The sequence below is a fragment of the Hominilimicola sp. genome (assembly GCF_046972485.1).
Lineage (GTDB): Bacteria > Bacillota > Clostridia > UBA1381 > UBA1381 > Hominilimicola > Hominilimicola fabiformis.
The window spans coordinates 40,908-53,901 of sequence record NZ_JBKVWU010000005.1 but is presented as its reverse complement, the minus strand read 5'-3'; the positions used below and the strand labels follow the sequence as shown (position 1 = coordinate 53,901).

Genomic DNA, 12,994 nt, shown 5'->3' with positions numbered 1-12,994 from the left:
TTATACCCCTCAAGTTTGTCAAGTTCGCCAGATTCTTTTGACGATTTCTGAACATTGTCAAAAAGCTGACTTTTCAAAACAACATCATCACACGGTGAAAATGAAATCATAAGACGCTTATCTTCATCGTGATAAAGCATAGGTGTAGGCATAAGTGCCGAGTACGAACAAGACGGACAACGGAACATATTCACCTTACCCGTAAGCAAGTCATGCTTTAAATCTTCACTGTCCTTAACCGTAATCGAGTTCCATACAGTAACTTCACTCATTTGACTGCACTTAGGGCATTTTACATTTTGCTTTAAATTAAGACTCATATTTTTATTCCTTTCTAAGCATTTTATCAGCAGCAACCATTATTCCGAGTTTTGCGCTTTCGTATGTCAAACCGCCTTGCATATATGCAATGTACGGCGGTTTTATAGGTGCGTCAGCCGATAATTCTATCGACGCGCCCTGTACAAACGCACCTGCCGCCATAATTACCTGTGACGAATATCCCGGCATATCCCAAGGTTCAGGTGTAACAAAGCTGTCCACCGGTGCACCTTTTTGTATTCCCTGACAAAATGCTGTAACTTTATCGGGATCACCGAATTTTATTGATTGAATTATATCGTGTCTGATTTCGTTAGGTTTTGGGTCAACCTCAAAGCCGAGTTTCTCAAATACCGCCGAGCAAAGCACTGCTGCTTTTAAAGCCTGTGACACAACGTGCGGTGCCATAAACAAGCCTTGATACATCTGTCTGTTAAAACCGAGTGACGCACCTGCCTCCTTGCCGATTCCGACAGAAGTAAGACGGTATGCGCAAAGCTCTACATACTTCTGTTTACCTGCAATATATCCGCCGGTCGGAGCAAGTCCGCCGCCCGGATTTTTTATAAGTGAGCCTGCTATAAGGTCTGCACCGTATGCGGTAGGCTCTTCCGTTTCGACAAATTCACCGTAACAGTTGTCAACTATACAAATAGTTTCAGGCGAAATTTCCTTTACAAATTCTATAAGTGCGCCTATATCCTTTGCACTGTATGTCGGACGCCAGCCGTAACCCTTTGAACGCTGTATTGTAACGGCTTTTACATTCATATGAGTAAGAGTAAATTTAATCTGTTCAAGGTCAGGTGTTCCGTCATGCTTTAAATCAATCTGAACATATTTTACGCCGAAATCTTTAAGTGAGCCGTTACCCGCCTCACCTTGTATTCCGATTACTTCTTCAAGCGTGTCATACGGCTTGCCTGTTATCGAAACAAGTATATCATTCGGTCTTAAAACAGCAAAAAGTGCGGTTGAGATGGTATGCGTACCAGATATGAAATTGTGACGTACAAGTGCGTCCTCCGCACCCATAATATCCGCATATACTCTGTCAAGCGTATCTCTGCCCAAATCGTCATAACCGTAGCCTGTCGTAGCAACAAAGTGACTGTCAGATACACGATTGTCCGCAAACGCTTTCATAACTCTAAGCTGATTTATTTCACAAATATTCTCTATATGCTTAAACTGCTCTTTGATACTCTCCTCCGCCTCACTTACCAATTTAAGCGTCTTGTCCGATATACCGAAATTATCTTTTATAAATTTATTCTTATCCATAAGTAAATATGTCCTTTCAAAGCTTTATACTAACCTATTAATTATATCACTTATAATTTTTTCCGTCAATCATTATTTATTGGTCTTGTAAAAATTGCACTAATATGGTATAATAAAAATATCTATATTAAGGAGTTGAAATTAATATGATTACTATAATAGCAAAATTCAACGTACTTAACGGCAGTGTTGACGAATTCAAAAAATGTGCTGTCAATGTAGTGCGTGATACACGCAAGGAAAAAGGCAATCTTGCGTACAAGATATACCAAAGCAGAGAAGATGCAACAAAGTTTACATTCATCGAAGAATGGCTTAACGACACTGCAATAGAGCAGCACAACAATGCAAAGCATTTTCTTCAATTTCTTGAGGACATCAAACCGCTTACAGATGGTGACGTTCAAATCGAACAGCTTACAAAAGTACCGTCTGTATTCTGCTGATTGAGGGATTTATGGATATTTACGATAATAACATTAATGTACTTACAAATTATATAGCCGATGGCTCAAAAGGCTGTAATTCAAATGCAGTCGGAGTTGAGCTTGAGCATTTTGTAATTGACAAAAACGGCGATTGTGTGCCGTATATCAACGGTGTTGAAAATATAATCGAACAGCTTGCTCAAAACTTCCCCAAACACGTTTACAGCGAGGGTTTTCTTATCGGTCTTTCGTGTGATAAATACAACATCACTCTTGAACCGGGTGCACAAATTGAAATCAGTATAAAACCGACTGAAAACATTTGTGAGATTGAAAATATTTACGGCGAATTTTTATCGGTGATAAATCCGATACTTGATAAATATTCATACAGACTTACAACACTCGGTTATATGCCTAAAAGCAAAGCAAAGGATATATCGCTTATCCCGAAAAAACGTTATGAATATATGAACAAATACTTTAAATCGGTCGGCACACGCGGAATAAATATGATGCGCGGTACCGCGTCTGCACAGGTATCTATTGACTTCGCCAATGAAAAAGACTGCGTTCAAAAATTCAAAAAAGCAAACATAATAAGCCCTATTCTTTCACTTATATGCGACAACGCACCTGTTTTTGAGGGCAAGCCGTTTTTGGGAAATACGTTGAGAACATATATTTGGAATGATGTTGACAATGACCGTTGCGGTATTGTTCCGACAGTGCTTGACAGTGATTTTTCATTCAAGAAATATGCCGAATACATTTACAATTCACCGGCTATACTCACTGTAAACGGTGACGATATAGAATTTACCGCCGATAAAAAAATATGCGATATTTACAAAGATACTCCTATTGACGAAAGCATAGCGGAGCATCTTCTTTCTATGTTCTTCCCTGACGTAAGACTTAAAAAGTATATTGAAATCAGACCTGCCGACAGTATGCCGATTAAGTATGTTTTAGCTTATGCAACGCTTATCAAAGGTATTTTTATGTCTGACTTTTCACTTGATGTTTCACTAAGTGCCATTACTCAGGCAAAGAACAATATAATATTAAAGGGTTATAATGCCGAAGTTTACGGAACCGATGCACATACGTTGGCTATGAAATTGTGCAGTGCGGCATATAACGCACTTGATTCAAGCGACAGAGAATATCTTCTTCCGCTTAAACAGATTATAGACAACAAACAAACATTAAAGGAGACGATTAACCTTGCAAAAGGCAGAGGAATTTTATAAAAAACTTGTAGACGATAATTTCGCGGAAAGTCTGCAAAGTGCAAAAAAGCAACAGGAATATATCAAAACTTCAACGGCACGTTATCACGGCTATTTTGTACACACGCTTTATATGCCGAAAATGTTTACGGAAGAAATGGCGGCATACTTCAAAAAAGCCGCCGAAAGTATGTACAAAATACTTGAAAAAGTTATTCATGAATATCAAACTAATGCCGAATACAGAAAGCTTTTCGGTTTTGACGAAAAATTGGAAAAGCTAATTCTTCGTCCAAATCACTATGAATGTGCCTTGCCTATCGCAAGAATAGATATATTTTTTAATGAGGACGATTTTTCATTTAAGTTCTGCGAATTTAACGCGGACGGCTCAAGTGCAATGAATGAGGATAAGGAGCTTAACCAAGCCATTCGTCTTACAAGCACTTTTGATAAGTTTACCGAAAAATACAATGTGAGAACATATGAATTGTTCAATTCATGGGTTAAAGCATTTATGGATATTTACCGTACATACGACAGAGCGGTAGAAAATCCGCATATTGCAATAGTCGACTTTTTCGGCGGTGACATAAGCCGTGAATTTACCGCATTTCAAAAGGCATTTGAGGACAGCGGTTTAACGTGTGAAATATGCGAAATAACCGACCTTTCATACGAAAACGGCAAACTTCTTTCGCCAAGCGGCAAGCAAATCAATGCAATCTACCGCCGTGCGGTGACTTGCGATATTATGCGTAATTACGATAAAGTTCAGCCGTTTATAAAGGCTGCCGAAAATAATGATGTATGCCTTATCGGTGATTTTAAAACACAGGTTATTCATAATAAAATCGTGTTTAAGGTACTTCACGATGATATGACTTCCGCATTCCTTACCGACAAAGAAAAGCAGTACGTCAAAGATCACATTCCGTACACCGCGTCACTTACACAAGAAGAAATCGATAAACACGATGTTCTTAATACAAAGGACAAATGGGTCATAAAACCTGAAGATTCGTACGCGTCAAAAGGCGTGTATGCAGGTGTTGAGGGTATGAGTGACCACGCGTGGAAAGAAGAAGTTTTGAGTAACGTTGATAATCACTACTTACTTCAAGAATACTGTACCCCATATGCAACTTGGAATATCGACATCACCCACGATGAAAATGCAAAATATAAAAAGTACAGTAATATAACGGGTATGTACATGTATAACGGCAAACTTGCCGGTCTGTATTCAAGAATTGCCAAAAACAGCATTATTTCAACTCAATACAGTGAAATGTCACTTCCGACGATTGTGGTAAGTGAAAAATAGCACACAAAAAATGCACAGGCAAGCCGTAGGCTTGCCTGTGCATTTTTTGTGTGCTATAAATTAAACTTTAAAATATAAAAAGTTCCGGACAATTTGTCGACATTCTGAGGCGAGCCGTTCGGCTCGCCTTTTATAATGTTATTTACTTTAATTTATAAGCAATATCATTCCAGAAAATTTCTTTTTCAAAATCTTCAACTGTTGTATTTTCACCGATATGCAGGAATTCAATACCCATCATTTCAGCCCAGTCTTTCATCATTTCAGCAGTAACGTCATATGAAAGAACGCTGTGATGAGCACCGCCGGCTTTAATCCAACATTCAGCCGAAACAGCAAGTGACGGAAGCGGTTTCCACATTACACCCGCAACAGGCAATTTAGGCATTGGCTTTAACGGATTACAAGCCTTAATATCATTTACGATTAAACGCATTCTGCCGCCCATATCAACAAGCGAAGCAACGATTGCGTCACCGTTCTTTGAGTCAAATACAAGTCTTGCAGGATCGCTCTTACCGCCGATACCAAGAGGATGTACCTGAATTTTCGGCTTATCTGCCGCAACAAGCGGGCAAACTTCAAGCATATGCGCACCCAAAATATGTTCATTACCTTTTTCAAGATGGTATGTATAGTCCTCCATAAATGCAGTACCGCCTGTCATACCCTCAGCCATTGACTTCATTATAACGTCCATAGCGGCAACTTTCCAGTCACCCTCAGCACCGAAACCGTAACCGTCTGCCATCATATTCTGTGCGGCAAGACCCGGAAGTTGGTCAAGACCGTGCAATGTATCAAAATGAGTAACGAATGCACTGTAATCAAACTGTTCACACATTTTTCTTATAGCGACTTCTTCTTTCGCCTGATAACGAACAGCGTCAATATTATCCGTATCCATTGTATAACGGCTTTCATATTCAGCCATTTTTGCATCGATTTCAGCCTCTGTAACTTCATTCAAAATGTCAACAATATCGCCGATTGGTCTGTATTCAACGTCCCAACCGAACTTGATTTCAGCCTCAACCTTATCACCCTCTGTAACGGCAACTTGGCGCATATTATCGCTGAAACGTACCATTTTAAGTTCTTGGCTGATTGCATAACCGCAAGCACTTCTCATCCAATTTGCAAGCTTTGTCTGAGGTTCTTCGTCCTCCCAATAACCTACGATAACCTTTCTCGCCATTCTAAGTCTTGAACCGATAAATCCGTGTTCTCTGTCACCGTGTGCAGACTGGTTAAGGTTCATAAAGTCCATATCGATTTCATTCCAAGGAATTTCACGATTAAACTGTGTATGGAAATGACAGTAAGGCTTTTTGAAGTCCTTTAGACCGTTTATCCACATCTTTGACGGACTGAATGTGTGCATCCAAGCAATTACGCCGGCACATTTATCATCATATGATGCCTCTTTGAAAACTTTTTTAATTTCAGCCGGAGTTTTCACTGTCGGCTTGTACACAATCTTACAAGGCATTTTGCCTGACGCGTTAAGACCGTCCACCATAGCCTGTGAATCCTTGGCAACCTGTTCCAAAGTTTCAGGGCCGTAAAGATGTTGACTTCCTGTTACAAACCAAAATTCATATTCTTTAATTGATTTCATTGGTTTCTCTCTCCTTAAATACATAATACTCTGTTTTGTGTGTAAATTTCACACTATATATTTATTATATATTAATCGGTTTATTTTTTCAATAGGTTTTTGTATGTTTCATCCAAATATTTTTTCACATTATCGCACTTCATAAATCCCGACATTATACAACCGCCCTTTGCGCCGGTATTCTGTATTTTTCCGATATTTTCGGGCGAAATACCGCCGATACCGTAAACATCAATATCGACGGACGATACTGCATTTTTCAAAAATTCTATGCCGCGCGGCTCAAGACCTTTTTTGCAGTCTGTCGCAAAAATATGCCCTGCCGTCACATACGTTGCACCCATTTTTTCTGCAAGCACCGCCTCATCTGCCGAATGAACAGATACACCGACCGTTTCAAATTCTTTCTCTGCATTTTCGTTCATCAAACGCAAAGGCAAATGTATTCTCTTTACGCCGATTTTTTTTGCAACGTTAATATATGAATGAAGTATCACGTTCGGACAAATTTCAATAACTTTTTTTGCAAGTTCTTCATATTCACTTTCCGACAAGTCTTTTTCTCTGAGTATTACAGGAACATTGTTTTCATAAAGCTCCCCCACTCTTTTAAAAAAGTTTTCGCAAAGTTTTCTGTGCGTCACGCATACAATATTAAACATAGATATAATCACTCATTACCGGCTGTAAGCCCTGCTCCTCAATCGCTTTATACACTTCTTCAACGTTTCTCGGGTCTGAAATTTCAAATTGTTCATCACCCTTTTGCTCTCCCGAATGACCGCCGATACCAACGTCAACTCCGGCACTTATTTTTGTAGCAGCAATATTAATAATATTATTTCTGAATCGCTCACATTCACGCGTTGAAATTGTTATGCTCGCAAACGGCATAAATATTCTGTACGCACATATTACCTGCAAAAGCTGTGGTTCGTGTACGTCTTTCGGATTGATTTTGTCGTTATTTATAATCGGTCTTAAACGCGGACACGAAAACGCAATTTCCGCATACGGATATTTCTTCTGCAACAAATATGCATGCATACCGGTTGCGAAAGCGTCTTTTCTGAAATCGTCCAATCCCAAAAGTGCCGCAAATCCCACACCGCGCATACCGCCGAGTATCGCTCTTTCCTGTGCATAGAAACGATACGGGAATATTCTTTTGTGTCCCTCAAGGTGCAATGTTTCGTATTTGTCGCTGTTATACGTTTCTTGGAATACCGTCACAAAATCTGCACCGCACTTGTGCAGATGTGCGTATTCGTCAGAGTTCATCGGATAAACCTCAACACCGACAACCTTAAAATATTTCTTTGCTATTTTACAGGCATTGCCGATATATTCGACGTCTGACATTTTTCGGCTTTCACCTGTCAAAAGTAAAATTTCCTGTAAGCCTGTTTTCGCGATTTCCTGCATTTCCTTTTCAATTTCTTCTTCCGAAAGTTTTGCTCGGCGAATTTTGTTATAGCAGTTAAAACCGCAGTAAATACAATAGTTTTCACAGTAATTTGCTATGTACAAAGGCGTAAACATCGAAACGGAATTTCCGAAATGCTTCCTTGTTTCAATTTGTGCTCTTTGCGCCATTTCTTCAAGGTGGTTAAGTGCCGCCGGTGAAAGAAGTGCCGCGAAGTCTTCCGTTGTAAGTACATCGTGAGAAAGTGCATTTTTCACGTCTTTATCCGTATATTTATCATAGTCATACGCATTCATTGCCGATATGACTTCATCAAGCAGAGTAGAGTCGATAACCTCCATACCCTCCATATATTCCATATGATTTGTTCTTTCTTTCATTTTCGTAACCTTTCAAAATTAATCGTGTAAAAATCCCGTAAGCGGCGATGACGCTCTCGCACCCTTTTCAACCACATCACCAAAGCCTGCAAGATACGATTCACGTCCTGCCTCTATTGCTTTTTTGAATGCCTGTGCCATTTTCGGCACGTCACCAGCTGTCGCAATCGCCGTATTTGCCATAACTGCCGCCGCGCCCATTTCCATTGCCTCACAAGCCTGTGACGGTCTGCCTATACCTGCATCAACAATAATCGGCAAATCGATTTCGTCAATAAGAATTTTTATAAATTCCTTTGTGCAAAGTCCTTTGTTTGACCCTATCGGTGAGCCTAATGGCATTATACAAGCCGCACCCGCATTTTGTAAATCTCTCGCAAAATTCAAATCGGGATACATATACGGCATTACAACAAATCCTTCTTTCGCAAGAATTTCAGTCGCTTTCAAAGTTTCGTAATTATCAGGCAAAAGATATTTAGTGTCCCTTATCGCCTCAATTTTTATAAAGTCACCGCAGCCTGTTTCTCTTGCAAGTCTTGCAATTCTTACTGCCTCATCGGCATTTCTCGCACCGGAGGTATTCGGCAAAAGCGTTACGCCCTTTGGTATGTAATCAAGTATATTCGCAACGTCACCGCCTGCGGCACGTCTTAGGGCAAGAGTTATAATCTCCGCTCCGGCATTTTCAACCGCCGCTTTTATAAGTTCAAGCGAATACTTTCCCGAGCCCAAAATAAATCGTGATGTAAATTCGTGTCCGTTTAAAATTAATTTATCTTCTTTGTTCATTTATTAAACCTCTTTCTCTCCTATTAAAAGTCTTAAAATCATATTTGCCTCATGTGCGGCACATATTGCCACTCTCGGTGCGGCAAGTGCAAGTCCGTCATTCATATCACTTTCAGCGTCCCCGCATAAATAAAATCTGTCGTTTATTTTTCGCGTAACAATCGTGTTTGAACTGCCGAAACCCGCCATACCGGAACCCGATACAATTTTAGTGTCCCTACATTCAGACAAGATACTGTTTACAAGCATTGCTTTGTTTTCAGCCTTATCAAAAGCCTCACACACTATTTTATATCCGCCGAATATTTCAGCGGCATTGTCTTCGTTTACTTTAACGCATTGCGACATTATTTCGATAAACGGATTAAACCTTTTAATATTCTTTGTAAGCGCGTCTGTTTTCAGTGTTCCCAAATCTGCTATATCGTACTGTTGCCTGTTCAGGTTTGTAATATCCACTTTGTCAAAATCCACAAGGTGCAAATGTCCCACACCGGCTCTTGCAAGATACATTGCAATATTTGAGCCGAGTCCGCCAAGACCGGCTATTGCAACAGACGAATGACTTAATATATTATGTATTCTTTCGCCGTGACGCTGTTTTAAGGCATTTTCATATTCTTCAAAAGTAATCATAAATCAACCGCCTCCCACAAAGCTCACAACTTCAATTTTATCACCGTCATTCAAAACGGTTTTATCATAATCAGACTTTTTGATTATTTCGCCGTTAATTTCAACCGCTATTCTGTCACGTCTGAAACCGCTGTTTTCAAGCAAGACACTAAGATTTTTGCAGTTTTCCGTTTCTTTACCGTTCACATAAATCATAAAGAACAACCTCCTTTTTTATTTTAAAAACAAAAAAGGTTACACAAAGAAGTACTACACCCTGTAAGGTGGTGTACCCCTTTGTGTAACCTTAGGTTTCACTTTGTTTGATATTTTAGCACAAATCAATGATATTGTCAAGCATTACTTTTCTTGTATTCAAGCAGTAAATTACGAAGTTTTGCCGCTTGCTTTGCACTGTTTTCCGCAAAATCATAAAAAGCCTGTTTTGCTTTGTCGTTGTCCTCCGTCAAATCGGCATAGCTTTGAAAATCTCTTACCGCCTCCATAGAATTTTCCCACGCCCTTAATAATCTGTCATACGTTGTTATTTTAATCTGTCTGTGACACATATGCTATCTCCTTTCGATTACATTATAGTTTATTATAACCGAAAAAGAAATATTTTAAGACAAAACCGTAACGGTTTTGTCTACTTTGTTCTTGGGTGTTTGATGGCGTATCGGAAAGACATCCGACGCTCGCAGAGCGGTTTTGCCATAGGCAAAACTACTGAAAAAGCTAACCTCATTAAAAATCATTTCTGCCGACATGTGCGGCAGAAATGGCTTAAAATCTAAAGTTTCGACTTTGGAGGAACTTTACGATTTTTTCTCTGAAAACACTCAAAAATCACATCGCAAGATGTGATTTTTGGAGCTGTCGACATTTTGTCGACAGGCTCACATCTTATATTTCCGGTGCAAGATAATTCTTCTTTGCAAGTGCCTTTTCAATAAGGTCAAGTGTTTCCTCACTGTCGGCTTTTACTGTATGATAGTGATACCCCGATGTGATATTCATAAGTGCCGATGATTTACCGCTGACAAGTCCGTCTATACATTGCTGAACATTTCTTCTTGACGCGACATTAAGTTTAGCCTCGATTTTTCCGTAAACTCTGTGCCACACAAACACATCAACAACCGTTCCGCCTATATCGACAATCGTTGTAAGCTCATCTTCCGTTTGGTCATTCGTATGATATACCTTAAACACTCTCGTATGTGCCGCCACATCATTTATCACATATCCCTTGTTGGTAGATAAAATTTCATATCCTGCCGCCTTTAAAAGTGCTATATCCTGTACGATAACCTGTCTTGAAACGTCAAGTTCTTTTGCAAGCATACTTCCTGACATTGCTTCATCATTTGTGGTTATAAGTCTTACAATTTCCTGTCGTCTTTCGACTGCGTTCATATTAAGTCCCACAACCTTTCTTTAAATTGCGTGAAGATTTTTTAATGACAAATCAAGAATCGGTGACGAATGAGTAAGCGCACCGCTTGAAATATAGTCAACTCCTATATCAACAAGTCTTTCAACATTTTCCTTTGTCACGTTGCCGCTGCACTCCGTTTCAGCTTTTCCGCTGACAAGTTTAACAGCCTCTTTCATATCTTCAACGCTCATATTATCAAGCATTATTATATCCGCACCTGCATCAAGCGCCTCTTTAAGCATATCAAGATTTTCAACTTCAATTTCAATCTTTCTTACAAACGGTGCATATTCCTTTGCCATTTGTACAGCCTCTTTAACTCCGCCTGCGGCACCGATATGATTGTCCTTTAAAAGTATTCCGTCACTCAGATTATATCTGTGGTTATATCCGCCGCCCACTTTTACCGCGTATTTTTCAAATACACGCATATTCGGTGTAGTTTTTCTTGTATCAAGAAGTTTTGTTTTACTGCCTTTTAAAAGGTCGGCTATGGAACGTGTATATGTCGCAATACCGCTCATTCTTTGGAGATAGTTAAGTGCCGTTCTTTCGCCCGAAAGAAGCACGCGTATATCACCTCTTACAACGCCGATTTTATCGCCGTTCTTTACGGTATCTCCGTCTTTTTTTGTAAAAGTAACTTCTGTTTTGCTGTCAAGCAATTCAAATGTTCTCTTAAAAACGTCAAGTCCTGCGATAACGCCGTCCTGCTTACAAATAAGCTCAACTTCACCAAGCTGATATTCACGCATTACCGAATTTGTTGTAATATCTTCGCTTGTAATATCCTCTCTTAACGCACTCAAAATAAGCTCGTCTGCATTAAGCGCCATTGTTATATTATTCATGTTTCTTTCTCTCCCTTTCTATCTCCTCAAGAACTTCATCTTTGTACTTATCTTCGTAATTCTTGTATAAATCCTTATCTATCGTAACTTCTCTGTCACTTGTCTTACTGTATGTTTCAATCATACGTTTTGCCGCACGTTTTGCAAAAACAAGACTTTCAAGAAGTGAATTGCTTGCAAGACGATTTTTGCCGTGAACACCGTTGCACGCCGTTTCACCGACTGCGTACAATCTGTCCATTGACGTCTTGCTGTATTTATCAACGTCGATACCACCCATAAAATAATGTTGTGACGGCACAACGGGAATACATTCTTTTGTAACGTCATAACCTTCTTCAAGGCAATGCTTGTATATATTTGGGAAATGGCTTTTTATCATTTCGGTAGGAATAGGCTTCATAGAAAGCCATACATACGGCTTATTATCCTTTTTCATTTCCTCTTGTATCGCCTTTGCGACAACGTCACGAGGTAAAAGTTCATCAACAAATCGTTCCATATGTGAGTTAAAAAGCACCGCTCCCTCACCTCTGACAGATTCGGAAATAAGAAATCTTCTGCCTTTCTTTGTTGAATAAAGCGTTGTCGGGTGTATTTGAATGTAATCAATATTTTGAAGTTTTATATTGTGGTTAAGCGCTATCGCAAGCGAATCACCCGTAAGGTGTCTGTAATTTGTCGAGTGCTTGTAAAGACCGCCGATACCGCCTGTTGCAAACACTGTAAAATCAGCTTGAATATCAATATATTTGCCGTCCTTGCCGTAACCGATTATACCGAAACATTCATTATTTTCTTCGATTATATCAACCATTGTGAAGTTTTCGATAATCGTTACGTTGTCAAGCTCCTTTACCGCCGTCAAAAGATGTGATGTAATTTCCTTACCTGTTATATCTTCGTGAAACAGTATTCTTGACGTAGAGTGTGCGCCCTCTTTTGTGTACGCAAATTCACCGTTTTCCTTTTCAAAACGCACTCCGTATCCTACAAGGTCATTTATAACGTCCCTTGACGAACGAATCATTATATCAACCGATTCTTTGTTGTTCTCATAGTGACCGGCACGCATTGTGTCCTCAAAATAACTGTCATAATCGTTTTCGTCTTTCAAAACGCATATTCCGCCCTGTGCCAAAAACGAATCGCTTTTATCATCGTCAGCCTTTGTCACCATTACTATTTTTTTATCACGAGGAAGATTAAGCGCACAATAAAGTCCGCTAACGCCTGTTCCTACGATGACTATATCTGTTTTCATATGTATTCT

Annotated in this window: 15 protein-coding genes; 3 read left to right on the top strand and 12 right to left on the bottom strand. The window is 39.5% G+C overall.

Features of this window, described 5'->3' with window-relative positions:
• On the bottom strand, window positions 1-320 hold a 320-nt coding region (locus ACLTU0_RS01430), incomplete at its 3' end, for a CpXC domain-containing protein (RefSeq protein ID WP_412321114.1).
• Window positions 321-324: 4 nt separating this feature from the next.
• Window positions 325-1,605, bottom strand: a complete 1,281-nt coding sequence (locus ACLTU0_RS01425) for an aminotransferase class I/II-fold pyridoxal phosphate-dependent enzyme (protein WP_022229356.1) — start codon at window positions 1,603-1,605, stop codon at window positions 325-327.
• Between the two features lie 146 nt (window positions 1,606-1,751).
• Here ACLTU0_RS01425 and ACLTU0_RS01420 point away from each other — a divergent pair, with 146 nt between their 5' ends.
• Genes ACLTU0_RS01420 through ACLTU0_RS01410 form a run of 3 tightly spaced genes read left to right on the top strand, consistent with a single transcriptional unit; the run spans window position 1,752 to window position 4,595 of the window.
• Complete coding sequence (locus ACLTU0_RS01420; protein WP_022229355.1) at window positions 1,752-2,051, top strand: putative quinol monooxygenase; 300 nt, start codon at window positions 1,752-1,754, stop codon at window positions 2,049-2,051.
• Window positions 2,052-2,062: 11 nt separating this feature from the next.
• On the top strand, window positions 2,063-3,289 hold the full coding sequence (locus tag ACLTU0_RS01415; RefSeq protein ID WP_412321112.1) for a glutamate-cysteine ligase family protein: 1,227 nt from the start codon (window positions 2,063-2,065) through the stop codon (window positions 3,287-3,289).
• Window positions 3,264-4,595: a hypothetical protein gene (locus ACLTU0_RS01410; RefSeq protein ID WP_412321110.1), complete on the top strand. Its 1,332-nt coding sequence runs from the start codon at window positions 3,264-3,266 to the stop codon at window positions 4,593-4,595. Before ACLTU0_RS01415 ends, ACLTU0_RS01410 begins: the two co-directional genes overlap by 26 nt.
• 142 nt (window positions 4,596-4,737) lie before the next feature.
• On the opposite strand, the gene araA is transcribed toward ACLTU0_RS01410, so the two are convergent.
• From araA to ACLTU0_RS01360, 10 genes are all read right to left on the bottom strand, one after another.
• Entirely contained in the window at window positions 4,738-6,216 is a 1,479-nt protein-coding gene (gene araA, locus ACLTU0_RS01405) for an L-arabinose isomerase (RefSeq protein ID WP_412321108.1), read from the bottom strand.
• An 80-nt stretch (window positions 6,217-6,296) separates the two neighbouring features.
• The gene (locus ACLTU0_RS01400) at window positions 6,297-6,878 is read right to left on the bottom strand and encodes a thiamine phosphate synthase (protein ID WP_412321106.1); all 582 of its coding nucleotides are present in this window, start codon (window positions 6,876-6,878) and stop codon (window positions 6,297-6,299) included.
• Window positions 6,871-8,022 (bottom strand): 2-iminoacetate synthase ThiH, encoded by a 1,152-nt coding sequence (gene thiH / locus ACLTU0_RS01395; protein WP_412321104.1) that lies wholly within the window; start codon window positions 8,020-8,022, stop codon window positions 6,871-6,873. Before thiH ends, ACLTU0_RS01400 begins: the two co-directional genes overlap by 8 nt.
• An 18-nt stretch (window positions 8,023-8,040) precedes the next feature.
• Window positions 8,041-8,814 carry a thiazole synthase gene (locus tag ACLTU0_RS01390; RefSeq protein WP_117966978.1) on the bottom strand — a complete coding sequence of 258 codons (774 nt, stop codon included), beginning with the start codon at window positions 8,812-8,814 and terminating at the stop codon, window positions 8,041-8,043.
• A gap of 3 nt (window positions 8,815-8,817) precedes the next feature.
• Window positions 8,818-9,450, bottom strand: a complete 633-nt coding sequence (gene thiF / locus ACLTU0_RS01385) for a sulfur carrier protein ThiS adenylyltransferase ThiF (protein ID WP_412321102.1) — start codon at window positions 9,448-9,450, stop codon at window positions 8,818-8,820.
• Window positions 9,451-9,453: 3 nt separating this feature from the next.
• Window positions 9,454-9,645 carry a sulfur carrier protein ThiS gene (gene thiS / locus ACLTU0_RS01380; RefSeq protein WP_022229349.1) on the bottom strand — a complete coding sequence of 64 codons (192 nt, stop codon included), beginning with the start codon at window positions 9,643-9,645 and terminating at the stop codon, window positions 9,454-9,456.
• A gap of 137 nt (window positions 9,646-9,782) precedes the next feature.
• Window positions 9,783-9,998 (bottom strand): hypothetical protein, encoded by a 216-nt coding sequence (locus ACLTU0_RS01375; RefSeq protein ID WP_022229348.1) that lies wholly within the window; start codon window positions 9,996-9,998, stop codon window positions 9,783-9,785.
• A gap of 337 nt (window positions 9,999-10,335) precedes the next feature.
• Window positions 10,336-10,848 (bottom strand): transcription repressor NadR, encoded by a 513-nt coding sequence (locus ACLTU0_RS01370; RefSeq protein WP_022229347.1) that lies wholly within the window; start codon window positions 10,846-10,848, stop codon window positions 10,336-10,338.
• A gap of 21 nt (window positions 10,849-10,869) precedes the next feature.
• On the bottom strand, window positions 10,870-11,721 hold the full coding sequence (gene nadC / locus ACLTU0_RS01365) for a carboxylating nicotinate-nucleotide diphosphorylase (protein WP_022229346.1): 852 nt from the start codon (window positions 11,719-11,721) through the stop codon (window positions 10,870-10,872).
• Window positions 11,714-12,985, bottom strand: coding sequence for an L-aspartate oxidase (locus ACLTU0_RS01360; RefSeq protein WP_412321100.1), 1,272 nt, complete (start codon window positions 12,983-12,985; stop codon window positions 11,714-11,716). Before ACLTU0_RS01360 ends, nadC begins: the two co-directional genes overlap by 8 nt.
• Window positions 12,986-12,994 lie beyond the last annotated feature (9 nt).

Excerpts from the sequence above, each read along its gene's own strand:
- ACLTU0_RS01425 (WP_022229356.1), bottom strand. The coding sequence starts at position 1,605 with ATGGATAAGAATAAATTTATAAAAGATAATTTCGGTATATCGGACAAG.
- ACLTU0_RS01420 (WP_022229355.1), top strand. The coding sequence starts at position 1,752 with ATGATTACTATAATAGCAAAATTCAACGTACTTAACGGCAGTGTTGAC.
- ACLTU0_RS01415 (WP_412321112.1), top strand. The coding sequence starts at position 2,063 with ATGGATATTTACGATAATAACATTAATGTACTTACAAATTATATAGCC.
- araA (WP_412321108.1), bottom strand. The coding sequence starts at position 6,216 with ATGAAATCAATTAAAGAATATGAATTTTGGTTTGTAACAGGAAGTCAA.
- ACLTU0_RS01400 (WP_412321106.1), bottom strand. The coding sequence starts at position 6,878 with ATGTTTAATATTGTATGCGTGACGCACAGAAAACTTTGCGAAAACTTT.
- thiH (WP_412321104.1), bottom strand. The coding sequence starts at position 8,022 with ATGAAAGAAAGAACAAATCATATGGAATATATGGAGGGTATGGAGGTT.
- ACLTU0_RS01390 (WP_117966978.1), bottom strand. The coding sequence starts at position 8,814 with ATGAACAAAGAAGATAAATTAATTTTAAACGGACACGAATTTACATCA.
- thiF (WP_412321102.1), bottom strand. The coding sequence starts at position 9,450 with ATGATTACTTTTGAAGAATATGAAAATGCCTTAAAACAGCGTCACGGC.
- thiS (WP_022229349.1), bottom strand. The coding sequence starts at position 9,645 with ATGATTTATGTGAACGGTAAAGAAACGGAAAACTGCAAAAATCTTAGT.
- ACLTU0_RS01375 (WP_022229348.1), bottom strand. The coding sequence starts at position 9,998 with ATGTGTCACAGACAGATTAAAATAACAACGTATGACAGATTATTAAGG.
- ACLTU0_RS01370 (WP_022229347.1), bottom strand. The coding sequence starts at position 10,848 with ATGAACGCAGTCGAAAGACGACAGGAAATTGTAAGACTTATAACCACA.
- nadC (WP_022229346.1), bottom strand. The coding sequence starts at position 11,721 with ATGAATAATATAACAATGGCGCTTAATGCAGACGAGCTTATTTTGAGT.
- ACLTU0_RS01360 (WP_412321100.1), bottom strand. The coding sequence starts at position 12,985 with ATGAAAACAGATATAGTCATCGTAGGAACAGGCGTTAGCGGACTTTAT.